The sequence below is a fragment of the Rhizobacter sp. P5_A1 genome (genome assembly GCF_056400745.1).
This window is the reverse complement of sequence record NZ_JBFUKR010000022.1, coordinates 1-15,116: the sequence shown is the minus strand read 5'-3', so window position 1 is coordinate 15,116 and position 15,116 is coordinate 1. Positions and strand designations below refer to the sequence as shown.

Sequence of the window (15,116 nt, the reverse complement as noted above, 5' to 3'; positions counted from 1 at the left end):
ACCCCGCCCTTTGCACGGACAATGCGGCATGCAATTTTCAGACTCCCGCAGCGCGCCGGCCGATGCGCCGCGCTGGCCCGGCCAGCTGGCCGCGATCGACATGGGCTCGAACAGCTTTCGACTCGAGATCGGCCAGCTGATCGACGGCCGCTACCGCCGCATCGACTACCTGAAGGAGACCGTGCGCCTCGGCGCCGGCCTCGACACCAACGGCCTGCTGACCGAAGAGGCCGGCGCGCGCGGCCTGGCCTGCCTGGCGCGCTTCGCGCAGCGGCTGAAGGGCTTCACGCCGGCGCAGGTGCGTGCGGTCGCGACGCAGACGCTGCGCGAGGCGCGCAACCGCGACGAGTTCCTGACCCGCGCGCAGGCCCAGCTCGGCCTTCCGGTCGAGGTGATCTCGGGCCGCGAGGAGGCGCGCCTGATCTACGCCGGCGTCGCGCGGCTGCAGCCTTCGGCGCTGTCGCGGCTGGTCGTCGACATCGGCGGTCGGTCGACCGAGATGATCCTCGGCCGCGGCCGCAAGTCCGCACGCGCCGAGTCGTTCCAGGTCGGCAGCGTGAGCCTGTCGCTGAAGTATTTCGGCGAAGGCCGCTTCACCGAGAGCGCGTTCCGGCAGGCGCAGATCGCCGCCGGCGCCGAGCTCGAGGAGGCGCTCGAGCCGTTCGCGCCGATGCACTGGGAAGAAGCGCTCGGTTCGTCCGGCACGGTCGGCGCGGTCTCGCAGCTGCTCGCCGCCAGCGGCGTCACCGACGGCCGCATCACCCCCGAAGGCCTGCGCTGGCTGATGGAGCAATGCCTGCGTGCCGGCCGGGTCGAGAAACTCGCGCTGCCGGGGCTGAAGGACGACCGCCGCGCGGTGATCGCCGGCGGCCTGTCGATCCTGTACACGCTGGCCGCGAACTTCGGCATCGCCGAGCTGCTGCCGGCACGCGGCGCGCTGCGCCAGGGCGTGATCTTCGACCTCGACGAGCGCCTGCACGCGACCGCGCTGCGCCAGGACGGCCACGACGTGCGCGACGCCTCGGTGCGCGAGCTGCAGCGCCGCTTCATGGTCGACACGCTGCAGGCGGCGCGCGTGACCGGCATCGCGCAGTCGCTGTACGTGGGTGTGCAGCCGAAGGCCGGTGCCGAGACGCGCCGCGAGCTGCTCTGGGCCTGCGCACTGCACGAGATCGGCATGATGATCTCGCACCACGACCACCACCGCCACAGCGCCTACGTGCTCGCGCATGCCGATGCCGCGGGCTTCTCGCAGAGCCAGCTGCGGCGCGTCGGCGAGCTCGTGCTCGGGCAGCGCGGCGGGCTGCGCAAGGTCGAGAACAGCCTGGTGCGAGACGACTTCGCGTGGCAGGTGCTGTGCCTGCGCCTGGCCATCATCAAGTGCCACGCGCGCGGCGATGTCAGCGTCGATGCGATGCGGCTGAAGCGCAACGGCGCGGCCGCCGAACTCGAGTTCGCGCCCGGCTGGGCCGAGGCCCATCCGCGCACCCGTCACCTGCTCGACGAAGAGACGGCGATGTGGGAGCGCAGCGGGCCGCTGCGGCTGGCGTCGCGGCGCTGAGCGCGCGCGGCGGGACAGCTCAAAGGCAGTCGGGCGACTGCACCGCCTGCAGGATCACCTGCTCGGTGTCTTCGCGGTTGCGGCTGCGAATCCACCAGACCGCGCCCTTCTTCATCGTCCAGGCCTGCGGCTGCCCGCACAGCAGGTACGACGCGACGAAGCCGAGCGTCGGCTGGTGCCCGACGATCAGCACCGGCTCGGCGCCGTCGGGCCAGCGCGCAGCCTTCAGCAAGGCCTCGCCGTTGCCATCGGGCGCGAGCTCGGCAAGCGTCTTGAACTTCTTGCCGAGCGCCTTCGCGGTCTGCTGGCAACGCAGTGCCGGGCTGACATAGATGCGCGTCGAGTGTGCGAGGCGCTGCCCCAGCCAGTCGGCCATGCGCTGCGCCTGGCGCTCGCCCTTGGGCGTCAGCGCGCGCGCGAGGTCGTCCTCGACCTCGCGCATCTCGAAGGCTTCGGCGTGGCGCCAGAGGATCAGGTCCATCAGCCACCTCTCTCGCTGTAGCGCTGCACGAGGGCCTGCTGCGCGCTCGGCCCATCGGTGCCGACGCGGGTGTAGCTCCCCTGCGCATCGAGCTGCCAGGCGTCCTGCCGGTCGTGCAGGTAGGGCACGAGGCATTCGTCGATCACGCGCTGGCGCATTTTCGCATCGCGCACCGGCCACGCCACCTCGATGCGGCCGAACATGTTGCGGCCCATCCAGTCGGCGCTCGACAGGAACAGCGCCTGGTCGTCCGGCGCGTCGCCCCAGCAGAAATAGCAGACACGAGAGTGCTCGAGAAAGCGCCCGACCAACGAGCGCACGCGGATGCGGTCCGTCGCCCCGGGAATGCCCGGCGCGAGCATGCAGGCGCCGCGCACGATCAGGTCGATGTCGGCGCCGGCCTGCCCGGCCGCGACCAGCGCACGGATCAGCGGCACATCGGTCAGCGCGTTGATCTTCACGACGATGCGCGCGCGGCCGCCGGCGCGCGCCGAGGCGGTGACCTTCTCGATGTGCGCGACCATCTGCCTGTGGAGCGTGAACGGCGCCTGCAGCAGCGCGCGCAACGGCTTCGTGCGGCCCAGGCTCGCGAGCTGCTGGAACACCGCGTCGGCGTCGCTCGTCAGGTCGGGCTCGGCGGTGAAGTGCCCGAGGTCGGTGTAGAGCTGCGCGGTCTTCGGGTTGTAGTTGCCGGTCGACAGGTGCACGTAGCGGCGCAGCCGCCCCTGCTCGCGCCGCGTGATCAGCAGCAGCTTCGCGTGCGTCTTCAGCCCGACGACGCCGTACACGACCTGCACGCCGACCGCCTCGAGCCGCTCGGCCCAGTTGATGTTCGCCTCCTCGTCGAAGCGCGCCTGCAGCTCGACGACGACCATCACCTCTTTGCCGCGCCGCGCCGCCTCGATCAGCAGGTCCATCAGCGGCGATTCGCTGCCGGTGCGGTAGATCGTCTGCTTGATCGCGAGCACGTCGGGATCGTAGACCGCCTCGCGCAGGAACTGCACGACCGGCTCGAACGACTCGAAAGGCTGGTGCAGCAGCACATCGCCTTCGCGCAGCCGATCGAACATCGACTCCTGGCGCGGCAGCGTGGCTTGCGGCCAGGCCGGCTCGAACGGCGCGAAGCGCAGTGCGGGCCGCGCGGGGTCGTCGACGACCTGGTCGATCAGCTGGATCAGCCGCACCAGGTTCACCGGGCCGTTGACGCGGTACAGCGCCGCCGGCGGCAGCCCGAACTGCTGCAGCAGGAACTCGTAGAGCTCCGGCGGGCAGGTGTTGACGACCTCGAGCCGCAGCGCCTGGCCGAAGTGCCGCGTCGTCAGGCCGGAGCGCAGCGCCTGGCGCAGGTTCTTGACGTCGTCCTGGTCGACCTCGAGATCGGAGTCGCGCGTGACGCGGAACTGCGAGAACGCCTCGACCTCGCGGCCGGGAAACAACTCGGCCAGGTGCGCGCGGATCACGCTGGTCAACAGCACGAACGCCTGACGCCCCGGCGCGTTCTCGCCCGCGAGCTTGTCGGGCAGGCGGATCACGCGCGGCAGCACGCGCGGCACCTTGACGATCGCGAAGGTGTTCTCGCGGCCGAACGCGTCCTTGCCGCCGAGCCGTGCGATGAAGTTCAACGACTTGTTCGCGACCTGCGGAAACGGATGCGACGGGTCCAGGCCGACCGGCACCAGCAGCGGCCGGACCTCGCGCTCGAAGAAGCTCGCGACCCAGCGCCGTTGTGCCGCGTCGCGTTCCTCGTGGTTCAGCACCACGATGCCCTGCTGCTTCAGCGCCGGCATGACCTCGTCGTTGAACGCGGCGTACTGATCGTCGATCAACGCGTGCGCATCGGCCGCCACCGATTCGAGATCGCGCAGCGAGACGCCCGAACCGGCGCGCCGCGCGGCCTCGAGGTAATCGGCGAAGCGGACCTCGAAGAACTCGTCCATGTTCGAGGAGACGATGCAGACATAGCGCAGCCGCTCGAGCAACGGCACGTCCGCACGCCGCGCCTGCGCCAGCACGCGGCGGTTGAACTCGAGGATTGCGCGTTCGCGATTCAGCAACGCAGGCATCTCGGGCGGACTCGGGGCGCGGGTGTCCATCGTCATGCGGCCGAGTTTATGAATGAATTGCGACACGCCCGTGACAGGCGGCGGGCGCCGCCGCCGTGCGTGTCATGGAACCGTCACGCGTCTGTCGCAAACTCGCGGCTTTGCCGCCGCCCCGAGCCGCCGACCGTGAACCCACCGACCTATGGCGCCGACCCTTCCGGCCTGATCTACGGCTACCGCATCGAGGCCGGACAGCGCAGTCAGCCGATCGACTGCGCGGCAGCGGCAGGCTGGCTCGCCGAACCCGGCGCGCCAGGCTTCCTGTGGCTGCATTTCAACCTCGCGCACACCGGCGCGCTGCCATGGCTGCAGCAGCACGCCGCACTGTCCGATGCGTTCTTCGAGACGCTGCACGACGGCCTGCATTCGACCCGCATCGAGCGCAGCGAGCAGGCGCTGATCGCGGTCGTCAACGATGTGCACTTCGACTTCGCGTTCGAGCCCTCCGACATCGCGACGCTGTGGATCCATGTCGAGCAGCGCCTCGTGATCACCGCGCGGCGCCAGCCGCTGCGTTCGGTCGACAAGCTGCGCGAGGCGGTCAAGGGCGGCCAGCCGCTGCGCTCGGCCGCCGAGCTGCTCGAGCACCTGATGCGCGCGCAGGCCGATGTGCTGGTCGAGATCGTGCGCGGCGCGAGCGAGCGCGTCGACCGCATCGAGGACGATCTGCTCGCGACCCGGCTCGACCCGCGGCGCGCGCGGCTCGGCGCGCTGCGCCGCCTGCTGGTGCGCCTGCAGCGCCTGCTCGCGCCCGAACCGGCGGCGCTGTTTCGGCTGCTGCAGCACCCGCCGGCCTGGATGGCCGAGCTCGACGTGCAGGAGCTGCGTCAGGCGAGCGAGGAGTTTTCGGTCGTGCTGCGCGACATGACGAGCCTGCAGGAGCGCATCAAGCTGCTGCAGGAGGAGATCGCGGCCCAGGTCGTCGAGGCGACGAACCGCAGCCTGTTCGTGCTGACCATCGTGACCGTGCTGGCGCTGCCCATCAACATCGTCGCCGGGCTGCTCGGCATGAACGTCGGCGGCGTGCCGCTGGCGCAGAACGGGCACGGCTTCTGGATCGTCGTCGCGATCGTCGCGACGTTCACCGTGCTCGCCGGCTGGCTCGTCGTGCGCCGCCAGCGCGACAGCTGACAGGCGCTCGCCGGCGCCGCGCGGCCGGCGCCGTCACGCGGTCGTGAGCGCCTTGCAGAAGTGGCCGTGGCGCGCGTCCTGCATCAGCTGCCTGAAGGCCGGTCCGGGCATGCGCAGCAGGCGCTCGTGATCGCCGCATTCGAGGTAGACGTCGGTGTTCTCGTCGAGCTCGTCGTCGACCAGCGTCGGCATGCCCCAGGCCATCCCGACCGGCGGCACCGCGCCGCGCTCGCAGTCGGTGAACAGCTCCGCGACACGTTCCTCGTCGGCCAGGCGCAGACCCTTGCGTCCGAGCAGGTGCGCCGCCTCGCGCAGCATCACCTGCGTGTCGGCCGGCACGACGGCCATCACGACACCGGTGTCGTCTTCGAGGATCACCGACTTGGCCACCTGATGCGGCTGCACATGCGCGGCGCGGGCGGTCTCGACGCTGGTGCGGCTGTGGCGGTGCGCGCAGATTTCGTAATCGGTGCCGCGCTGTTCGAGGTACGCACTGAGGCGTGACGGGATGCTCATGATGACCTCCGCAAGGGACAGGTGGGATGGGCGAGGGGGCGGGCGCTTCTCGGGTCGCGGTACCGGCGCGGTCAGGCGGCCGAGGTCTCCTGCTGGCGCCGCAACTCGTCCCAGTGGGCCTGGATTTCATCGGCTTGCTGCGCGAGCAGGTCGCGCACCGGCTCGGGCAGGTCGGTGCGGCCGAGCACGCCGCGGTAGCGCGCGAGCGCATGCGCCTCGCCACGCTGGCACTCGTCGAGCAACTCGGCATCGGTGACGCCCGCGAGCGCCTCCTTCAGCCGCATCCAGCCGCGGTGCAACGCACCCACCGCGCTCCCGTGCAGCGCCGGCCGGCCGCCGCATTCGAGCACCATGTCGTTCAATTCGGCGATGTGGTTCGACAGCACCGCGGCGCGGCGTTCGAAACCCTGGCGGTGCACATCGGCCTCGGCGTGAGCGGCACAGGTCTGGAACCCGTGCGCGCAGTCTTTGGTGGTTTCGATCAGGTCGTTCAGGACCTGAGCGACGTCGGTCTGTCTCATCTGCAACTCCTCGGCAACGAGGCGCGGACAAACGATCACGGCGACAGCGACCGGGCGGCCGCGGAACGCGCCGCCGATCGTCGGCCACGCCCGGACTTGAATGTCTGAAAGTTAGTTCGGCCGCACCACGCTGTCAAATTGACCCGCGCCCGGCGCGGCCGCGGGCCGACCTGTCGCTGGCATGCTTTCCCCTGGCAACAACACGGGTACGATCGATCCGGTGTTAACGTGGGTCAACCGGGAGATCCTTTGACGTCGCATCACGCTGCCAGCCACACCGAAGCCTTGCGCAACGATCTTCTGGCCACCGTCGAGGCGTTGCAACGACGCCGCGCCGATCTGGTCAGCGAGGCGCTGATCGCACAGTACGTCGCGCTGTACTGGCTCGAATGGAACGGTGGCACGCTGCGCCTGACGCAGACCGGCAAGAACGTCTGCGACCAGATGCGTGCCGCCGCACGCAGCCCGTGATCCGCCTGCAACTCTCGCTGCAGCTCGACTACGAAGTCTTCGCTCCGGGCTGCGACTTCGTCTTCAACATCCACGCAGCGCGCACGGCGCGCCAGCAGGTGCTCGACGAGGCGCTGATGTTGAGTCAGAACATGCCCTGGCGCGTCGAGATCGAGCCGTCGACCGGCAACCGCTACCTGCGGCTGACCGGCTGCCCAGGCCCGCTGCAGGTGCTGTACCGGGCGACGGTCGAGATCGATCACCACATCCAGATGCCGGCGACGATCGGCGAGGTGCCGGTCGCTCGCCTGCCGGCATCGGTGCTGGGCTACATCTATCCGAGCCGCTACTGCCAGTCCGACCGGCTGCATCATTTCGCGATGCGCGAGTTCGGCACGCGCTGGCAGGGCTACAGCCGCGTGCAGGGCATTCGCGACTGGGTTCTCGAGCGCACGACCTTCACGCCGAACACCAGCAACTCGCAGACCTCCGCGCTCGACACGCTGCTCGAGCAGACCGGCGTGTGCCGCGATTTCGCGCACCTGATGATCGCGCTGTGCCGCGCGATCAACATCCCGGCGCGCTTCGCGACCGGCGTCGACTACGGCGCCGACCCCGCCCTCGGACCGACCGACTTCCACGCCTACGTCGAGGCCTACCTCGGCGACCGCTGGTACATCTTCGACCCATCGGGCACCGCGATCCCGATGGGCTTCGTGCGCTTCGGCACCGGCCGCGACGCGGCCGACGTCGCGTTCGCGACGATCTTCGGCGGTGTGCGGACGGCCGCGCCGGTCATACGGATCGAAGCGGTGGCCGGTGCGGACGGGCGTGTCGTGACGCCCTACCACCGGGTCGAGGCGTTGTCGACCGACGGTTAGGGTGCGGGCCGCGAAGCGCTCTTCGCCAGGCTCAGTGCGCCTCGTCCCAGTTCGCGCCGATGCCGACCTCGGCGAGCAGCGGCACCTTGAACTGCGCGACCGACGCCATGATGCGCGGCACTTCGGTGCGCGCCCAGTCGAGCTCGGCGGCGGGCACATCGAACACGAGTTCGTCGTGGACCTGCATGATCATCTTCGTCGCGCGCTGCTCGCGGTCGAGCACGCCCTGCACCGCGATCATCGCGAGCTTGATCAGGTCGGCCGCGGTGCCCTGCATCGGCGCGTTGATGGCCTGGCGCTCGGCCGCGCTCTTGCGCGGGCCGTTGCCGCCGTTGATCTCGGGCAGGTAGATGCGCCGGCCGAACAGCGTCTCGACATAGCCCTTCACGCGCGCCGAGGCCTTGGTCTCGTCCATGTAGCGGCGCACGCCGGCGAAGCGCTGAAAGTAGCGCTCGATGTAGGCGGTGGCCGCGCTGCGCTCGATGCCCAGGCTTTGCGCCAGGCCGAACGCGCCCATGCCGTAGATCAGCCCGAAGTTGATCGTCTTCGCATAGCGCCGCTGCTCGCTGCTGATCTCGGCCAGCGCGGTGCCGAAGACCTCGCTCGCGGTCGCGCGGTGCACGTCCACGCCCTCCGCGAACGCACGCAGCAGGCCCGGGTCGCCGGACATGTGCGCCATGATGCGCAGCTCGATCTGCGAGTAGTCGGCGCTCAGGATCGAATGCCTCGGCGGCGGGATGAACGCCTCGCGCACGCGCCGGCCCTCGGGCGTGCGGATCGGAATGTTCTGCAGGTTCGGATCGTTGCTCGACAGCCGCCCGGTCACCGCGACCGCCTGTGCGTAGTTGGTGTGCACGCGGCCGGTCGCCGGGTTCACCATCAGCGGCAGCTTGTCGGTGTAGGTGCCCTTCAGCTTCGACAGGCCGCGGTGCTCGAGCAGTTTCGCGGGCAGCGGATAGTCGGCCGCGAGCTCGGCCAGCACGTCTTCATCGGTGCTCGGCGCACCGCTCGCGGTCTTCTTCTTCGCCGGCAGGCCGAGCTTGCCGAACAGGATCTCGCCGATCTGCTTCGGGCTGCCGAGGTTGAACGGCTGGCCGGCGAGCTCGTAGGCCTGCTGCTCGAGCGCGACCATGCGCTCGGCGAGCTGCTGGCTCTGCGCGGCGAGCTTCGGGCCGTCGATCAGCACGCCGGTGCGCTCGATGCGGCCGAGGATCGCGCTGGTCGGCATCTCGATCTGCTGGTAGACGAAGAGCAGCCCGGCATCGGTCTCGATCTGCGGCCACAGCCGCTGGTGCACGTGCAGCGTCATCTCGCTGTCTTCGCAGGCGTATTCGGCGGCCTTGTCGAGCTCGACCTGCGCGAACGGGATCTGGTGCGCGCCCTTGCCGCACATGTCTTCGTAGCTCAGGCCCTTGCGGCCGAGGTGGCGATCGGCAAGGCTTTCGAGGCCGTGCGGGCGGTGCGCCTCGAGCACGTAGCTCTGCAGCATCGTGTCGTGCACGTAGCCTTGCGCCGCGATGCCGGCGTTCGCGAACACGTGCGTGTCGTACTTGACGTTCTGCCCGAGCTTCAATGCCGCGGGGTTCTCGAGCCAGGGCTTCAGCGCGGCGAGCACCTCGTCGAACGGCAGCTGGTCGGGTGCGCCGGCGTAGGTGTGGCGCAGTGGGATGTAGGCGGCTTCGCCGACCTGCGTCGCGAGCGAGATGCCGATGATGCGCGCGCGCATCGGGTCGAGCGAATCGGTCTCGGTGTCGATCGCGGTCAGCACGGCGGCGTCGATCTTCGCGATCCACACCGCGAGCTGCGCCGGCGTCAGCACGGTCTCGTAGCGCTTTTCGATGACCGGGCCGGTCGCCGCGGCGACGGCCGGCGCGGTCGGCGCGGGCAGGCCCGCGGCGCTCTCGAGCTCGCGCTTGAACGACTTGAAATCGTAGTGGTCGTAGAACGCGATCAGGCGCTCGGCCTCGACCGGCGCGAAGGTCAGCGACTCGAACGCCGGCCAGCCGGGCACGTGGCCGCTGAGGTCGCAGTCGGTCGCGACCGTGATCAACCGGCGCCCCTGCGGCAACCAGTCGAGCGCCTTGCGCAGGTTCTCGCCGACGGCGCCCTTCATCGTCGCCGCCGCGGCGATCACGCCTTCGAGCGAGCCATGTTCGGCGATCCACTTCGCGGCCGTCTTCGGGCCGACCTTCTCGACGCCGGGAATGTTGTCGACCGTGTCGCCGACCAAGGTCAGGTAATCGATGATGCGGTCCGGCGCGACGCCGAACTTCGCAAGCACGCCGGCCGGGTCGAGGCGCTCGTTGCTCATCGTGTTGACCAGCGTGACCTGCGCGTCGACCAACTGCGCCAGATCCTTGTCGCCGGTCGACACGATGACCCGGTAGCCGGCGGCGGCGGCGGTCTTGCACAGTGTGCCGATCGCGTCGTCGGCCTCGATGCCGGGCACCGAGAGCACCGGCCAGCCGAGCAGTCTGACGGCCTCGTGGATCGGCTCGATCTGCAGCGCCAGATCGGTCGGCATCGCGCTGCGGTTCGCCTTGTACTCGGCGTACAGGTCATCGCGGAAGGTCTTGCCCTTCGCGTCGAAGACGCACGCGCCGAGCGCCGCCGGATGCTGCTCGCGCAGCAGCTTGAGCATCGCGACGACGCCGCGCAGCGCGCCGGTCGGCACGCCGCCGGGCCCGCGCAGGTCGGGCAGCGCGTGGTACGCGCGGTAAAGGTAGCTGGAGCCATCCACCAACAACAAGGTCTTCTCACTCATGTCGGCGCCCCTCGTCCGACGAGTACGTCGGCCGATCCCCCGAGGGGATGCGGGCCGGCTTGGGGCGGCCCGGCGCTCGGCCCGCGAAAACATTTGTCGAACGGCTATATCTCATACGGCGTCATTGTGAAGCAGCCCCGTCGGACGATCTCCGACCCGCACCCTAGAATGACCGCATGAACCCGAAACTCGCGCTGGCCCTCGTCTTCGTGTGTGCGCCCTGCTGGTCGCAGCCGGCGCCCGCCGCGGTGGCGCCGACGCCGGCGCCCGCACCGGCGCGAATCGTGCAAGCCGACGAGCGCGTCGATCGCTACGAGCCGAACGTCAAGCACACGATCATCGAGGACGAAGGCTCGAAGATCGACGAGATGCGGGTGCGCGGCCAGGTCACGCAGGTCACGGTCACGCCCAAGATCGGCACGCACAAGAGCTACGAGATCATCGTCGGTCGCGGCGGCCGCGAGTCGGTCGATGGCACCGGTGGCGCGAACAGCGCGGTCGGCAAGCGCGTGTGGAACGTGCTGGCGTTCTAGGCCCCCCAGGAAATGCCTTCGACATTCCCGCCCCCAGGGATCAAGCAAAGTGGCAAAGCCACATTTGCTTGAGACCCTCCGAGCGCCCCCGACCTTCATGGCCGTCTACACCGAAGTCTCGTTCGACGAGGCTGCTGCGCTCGTGGCCCGGCTCGACCTGGGCGAGCTGACCGCGCTGCACGGTATCCGCAGCGGCATCGAGAACACCAACTACTTCGTCGACACGACCGAAGGCCGCTACGTGCTGACGCTGTTCGAGCGGCTGACGTTCGAGCAGCTGCCGTTCTACCTGCATCTGATGAAGCACCTGGCGGTGCGCGGCATCCCGGTGCCGGAACCGAAGGCCGATCGTCACGGCGAGATCCTGCATGCGCTGCACGGCAAGCCGGCGGCCGTCGTCGATCGCCTCACGGGCCGTCACCACCTCGCGCCCGACGCCGCGCACTGCGCGAGCCTGGGCGAGGTGCTCGCGCGCCTGCACCTGGCCGGCGCCGACTTTCCGATGCAGCAGCCGAATCTGCGCGGCCTGGCGTGGTGGGCCGAGACGGTGCCGGTCGTGCTGCCGTTCCTGACCGACGCGCAGCGCGAGCTGGTCGAGACCGAGCTCGCTTTCCAGCAGCACCTCGCCGCATCGGCGGCATACGCGACGCTGCCGCGCGGCGTGATTCACGCCGACGTGTTCCGCGACAACGTGATGTTCGACGCGTCGCCCGCCGGCGGCGACGTGCTCACCGGCCTGTTCGATTTCTACTTCGCCGGCATCGATACCTACCTGTTCGACATCGCGGTGTGCCTGAACGACTGGTGCATCGATCTCGAGTCGGGCCGGCTGGTCGAGGAACGCGCGACGGCACTCGTCGCTGCCTATGCGGGCGTGCGCGCGCTGACCGGCGGCGAGCGCCGCCTGCTGCCGGCGTTGATGCGCGCGGGCGCGCTGCGCTTCTGGCTCTCGCGGCTGTGGGACCTGCACCTGCCGCGCGATGCGAGCCTGCTGACCGCGCACGACCCGAGCCACTTCGAGCGCGTGCTGCGCGAGCGCATCGCGGCGCCGTGGCATCCGCCGGCGTCCGAGTCCGAACCGCAATGAGATTGCAGACGGTTCCGGCCGGGCGCGGCGCGTTGTGGGTGCGCCAGGGCTTTCGCACGTTCTTCAAACGCCCGCTCGCGTTTGCCGCGCTGTTCGCGACCTTCATGTTCGTCGTGTTCCTGCTTGCACTGCTGCCCTGGCTCGGCGCGCTGGTCGTGCTCGCGCTGCTGCCGCTGGTGTCGCTCGGTTTCATGATCGCGACGCGCACTGCGGTCGCCGGCGGCCTGCCGACCGCGCGCGTGTTCGTCGAGCCGCTGCGCGGGTCGGCGGCGCAGCGCAACGCGATGCTCCAGCTCGGCGTGATCTACGCGCTCGCGACCTTCGCGGTGATGTGGCTCAGCGGGCTCGTCGACGGCGGCGCGTTCGTTGCGCTGATGGAGGATATGCCGGGCAGCGAGACCTCGCCCGATGCCGTCGCATCCCGGCTCGGCGCGCCGGGCCTCGGTCTCGGGCTGCTGTTGCGCTTCGGGCTGGCCGGGCTGCTGTCGATTCCGTTCTGGCACGCGCCGGCCCTCGTGCACTGGGACGGCCACGGCTGCGCGAAGGCCCTGTTCTCGAGCACGCTCGCCTGCTGGCGCAACCGCGGCGCGTTCACGGTCTACTGCCTCGCGTGGTTCGCGCTGATCGTCAGCTTCGGCATGGTCGGCAGCCTGGTGTTCGCGATGCTCGGCCAGGCGCCGCTGTTCGCGGTCGCCGCGGTGCCGCTGTCGCTGCTCTTCACGACGGTGTTCTACGTCTCGCTGTATTTCACGTTCGCCGACTGCTTCGTCGCCAGCGATGGCGAGACCTCGGTCGATCCCGCCACCGGCCCGGCCTGATGCCGGCTCACCACATCCCGAAGGAGCGTTCATGAAGATTGCCATGGTCACCGGCGCAGGCAGCGGCATCGGCCGCGCGACCTCGCTCGCGCTGCTCGCAGCCGGCTACAAGGTCGTGCTCGCCGGCCGCCGCGCCGACGCGCTGAACGAAACCAAGGCGCTGGCCGGCGCACTCGCCGAGCACGCGCTCGCGGTGCCGACCGACGTGACCGACCCGGCCGCGGTCGCGGCGCTGTTCGACGCGAACGCGCGCGCGTTCGGCCGGCTCGATGTGCTCTTCAACAACGCCGGCACCGGCGCGCCGGCGATCCCGATGGACGAGCTGACGTTCGAGCAGTGGAAGGCCGTCGTCGACATCAACCTGACCGCCGTCTTCCTGTGCACGCAGCAGGCGTTCAAGATGATGAAGAACCAGAGCCCGCGCGGCGGCCGCATCATCAACAACGGCTCGATCTCGGCCTACGCGCCGCGGCCGTTCAGCGCACCCTACACCGCGACCAAGCACGCGATCACCGGGCTGACGAAGGCGACCTCGCTCGACGGCCGCGCCCACGACATCGCCTGCGGCCAGATCGACATCGGCAATGCCGCCAGCGACATGACCCAGCGCATGACCAGCGGCGTGCCGCAGGCCAACGGCACGATGATGGTCGAGCCGCGCATGGACCTGAAGCATGTCGCCGATGCGGTCGTTCACATGGCGAGCCTGCCGCTCGAGGCGAACGTGCAGTTCATGACCGTGATGGCGACCAAGATGCCGTTCGTCGGCCGCGGCTGACGGCGCAGGCCTGCGTCGCGCCCCCCACGACTGTGGGGTTGTGACGAGTTGTAACTGAGGCGCTTCCGGCCCCAGAATCGGGCCGTGCTCGATATCGCCTCCCCCATCGCCGCGCCGCCCGGCGCGGCGTCGCTGCAGGGCTTCGAGCCGCTTCAGCCCGCGGAGCTGATCGTGCTGCGCGCGGCGGCCAGCGGCGAGATCGCGAAAGTAGGCTACCGCCGGCCGCGCGCGACGACACCCGATGCGCGACTGCGCGCCGAGTTTCTCGCCTTCCTTGCCTGTGGCGGCGGCGACGGTGCGCCGGTCGCCGGGCGGCGGTTGCAAATCATCGGCGCGCGCGTCGTCGGCCGGCTCGACCTGAGCGCGGCAACGTTGCCGCTGAGCCTGTGGCTCTACCGCTGCAGCTTTGTGGCCGCGCCATCGTTCGACGGTGCCCAGGTCCGCGGCAGCCTCACGTTCGCCGACTGCGAGTTGCCGGGGCTGCGCGCCGAGGGCTGCCGGATCGATGGCGATCTCGCGCTGAGCGCCGGCTGCAGCGTCGACGGCGAGATCGAGCTCGCGCATGCGCAGGTCGGCCTCGGCCTGAACTGCGAGCGGCTGCGCCTGTGCGGCAACGGCGGCGCCGGGGCCGCCGCACGCCCGCTGCGGCGCCGGCTCAACGCCGACGCGATGCGGATCGGCGGCGATGTGAACCTGCAGGGCGGCGTCGAGGCCGTCGGCGAGCTGCGTTTCATCGCGGCGCAGATCGGCGGCGACCTGCGCGCCGGCGGCGCGCGCATGACCGCCGACATCGATGCGACCGGCGGGCGCGGCGTGGCGCTGAACCTCGACCGGGCGCGCATCGGCGGCAGCGTGGCGCTCGACGCCGGCTTCTCGGCCGCCGGCACGGTGCGCCTGCAGCAGGCGCAGATCGGGGGTGACCTCGATTGCAGCGATGCCGATCTGGACGCCGTCGGCGACGCGAGCTGGGGCGAGAACGGCAGTGCGTTGCGGCTCGACCATGCGCGCATCGGCGGCGCGCTGATCCTGCGCCGGCTGCAGGGTCCGCTGCAGGCCGCGTCGCTCGCCGGTGCCCGTGTCGACACGCTGGCCGACGACGCCGGCAGCTGGGGCCAGGACCATGTGCTCGACGGCTTCGCCTACGCCCGCTTCGGCGGCGGTGCGCCGACCGACGCGGCGACGCGTCTCGATTGGCTCGAGCGCCAGCACGCGGCCCACCTCGACCTCGACTACCGCCCCGGCCCATGGCGCCACGCGATCGGCGTGCTGCGCCGCAGCGGCAGTGCCGACGACGCGGATGCTGTCGCGATCGGCCGCGAGCGCCAGCTGCGCCGCGTCGGCCGCATCGGGCTCGGCGCGCCGCCGGCGCTGCGCTGGCTCGCGCGCCTCGGCCACGACGCCTACGGCGCCTGCGCCGGCTACGGTTACCGGCCGCTGCGGCTGCTCGCTGGCGCGGCGATCGTCTGGGCGCTGTGTGGCGGCGCGTACTGGGC

At 70.3% G+C, this 15,116-nt stretch carries 14 protein-coding genes; 9 read left to right on the top strand and 5 right to left on the bottom strand.

What is annotated here, in order from left to right; translation table 11 throughout:
• Window positions 1-28: 28 nt before the first annotated feature.
• A complete protein-coding gene (locus AC1DTW_RS20890; RefSeq protein ID WP_477983307.1) occupies window positions 29-1,561 on the top strand; it encodes a Ppx/GppA phosphatase family protein in 1,533 nt (510 codons plus the stop codon).
• A gap of 19 nt (window positions 1,562-1,580) precedes the next feature.
• On the opposite strand, the gene sixA is transcribed toward AC1DTW_RS20890, so the two are convergent.
• Together sixA and ppk1 are read right to left on the bottom strand one after the other, a co-directional pair.
• Window positions 1,581-2,042: a phosphohistidine phosphatase SixA gene (gene sixA, locus AC1DTW_RS20885; protein ID WP_477983306.1), complete on the bottom strand. Its 462-nt coding sequence runs from the start codon at window positions 2,040-2,042 to the stop codon at window positions 1,581-1,583.
• Entirely contained in the window at window positions 2,042-4,141 is a 2,100-nt protein-coding gene (gene ppk1 / locus AC1DTW_RS20880) for a polyphosphate kinase 1 (RefSeq protein ID WP_477983305.1), read from the bottom strand. The genes sixA and ppk1 overlap by 1 nt, the downstream gene beginning before the upstream one ends.
• A 129-nt stretch (window positions 4,142-4,270) precedes the next feature.
• Here ppk1 and AC1DTW_RS20875 point away from each other — a divergent pair, with 129 nt between their 5' ends.
• A complete protein-coding gene (locus AC1DTW_RS20875) occupies window positions 4,271-5,275 on the top strand; it encodes a transporter (RefSeq protein WP_477983304.1) in 1,005 nt (334 codons plus the stop codon).
• A 33-nt stretch (window positions 5,276-5,308) separates the two neighbouring features.
• Here the strand turns inward: AC1DTW_RS20875 and AC1DTW_RS20870 are convergent, their stop codons facing one another.
• Window positions 5,309-5,791 (bottom strand): aminoacyl-tRNA deacylase, encoded by a 483-nt coding sequence (locus AC1DTW_RS20870; RefSeq protein WP_477983303.1) that lies wholly within the window; start codon window positions 5,789-5,791, stop codon window positions 5,309-5,311.
• A gap of 71 nt (window positions 5,792-5,862) precedes the next feature.
• On the bottom strand, window positions 5,863-6,312 hold the full coding sequence (locus AC1DTW_RS20865; RefSeq protein WP_477983302.1) for a ferritin-like domain-containing protein: 450 nt from the start codon (window positions 6,310-6,312) through the stop codon (window positions 5,863-5,865).
• 285 nt (window positions 6,313-6,597) lie between these two features.
• Between AC1DTW_RS20865 and AC1DTW_RS20860 the strand changes: the two genes are divergently transcribed.
• Both AC1DTW_RS20860 and AC1DTW_RS20855 read left to right on the top strand, forming a co-directional pair.
• Window positions 6,598-6,783, top strand: a complete 186-nt coding sequence (locus tag AC1DTW_RS20860; protein WP_477983301.1) for a hypothetical protein — start codon at window positions 6,598-6,600, stop codon at window positions 6,781-6,783.
• Entirely contained in the window at window positions 6,780-7,643 is an 864-nt protein-coding gene (locus tag AC1DTW_RS20855) for a transglutaminase-like domain-containing protein (RefSeq protein WP_477983300.1), read from the top strand. The genes AC1DTW_RS20860 and AC1DTW_RS20855 overlap by 4 nt, the downstream gene beginning before the upstream one ends.
• 31 nt (window positions 7,644-7,674) lie before the next feature.
• On the opposite strand, the gene polA is transcribed toward AC1DTW_RS20855, so the two are convergent.
• Entirely contained in the window at window positions 7,675-10,407 is a 2,733-nt protein-coding gene (gene polA, locus AC1DTW_RS20850) for a DNA polymerase I (protein WP_477983299.1), read from the bottom strand.
• A gap of 176 nt (window positions 10,408-10,583) precedes the next feature.
• Here polA and AC1DTW_RS20845 point away from each other — a divergent pair, with 176 nt between their 5' ends.
• From AC1DTW_RS20845 to AC1DTW_RS20825, 5 genes are all read left to right on the top strand, one after another.
• A complete protein-coding gene (locus tag AC1DTW_RS20845) occupies window positions 10,584-10,940 on the top strand; it encodes a DUF2782 domain-containing protein (RefSeq protein WP_477983298.1) in 357 nt (118 codons plus the stop codon).
• Window positions 10,941-11,037: 97 nt separating this feature from the next.
• A complete protein-coding gene (locus AC1DTW_RS20840; protein ID WP_477983297.1) occupies window positions 11,038-12,027 on the top strand; it encodes a homoserine kinase in 990 nt (329 codons plus the stop codon).
• Window positions 12,024-12,845: a BPSS1780 family membrane protein gene (locus AC1DTW_RS20835; RefSeq protein WP_477983296.1), complete on the top strand. Its 822-nt coding sequence runs from the start codon at window positions 12,024-12,026 to the stop codon at window positions 12,843-12,845. The genes AC1DTW_RS20840 and AC1DTW_RS20835 overlap by 4 nt, the downstream gene beginning before the upstream one ends.
• Window positions 12,846-12,876: 31 nt before the next feature.
• Window positions 12,877-13,623, top strand: coding sequence for an SDR family oxidoreductase (locus AC1DTW_RS20830; RefSeq protein WP_477983295.1), 747 nt, complete (start codon window positions 12,877-12,879; stop codon window positions 13,621-13,623).
• 84 nt (window positions 13,624-13,707) lie between these two features.
• On the top strand, window positions 13,708-15,116 hold a 1,409-nt coding region (locus AC1DTW_RS20825; protein WP_477983294.1), incomplete at its 3' end, for a hypothetical protein.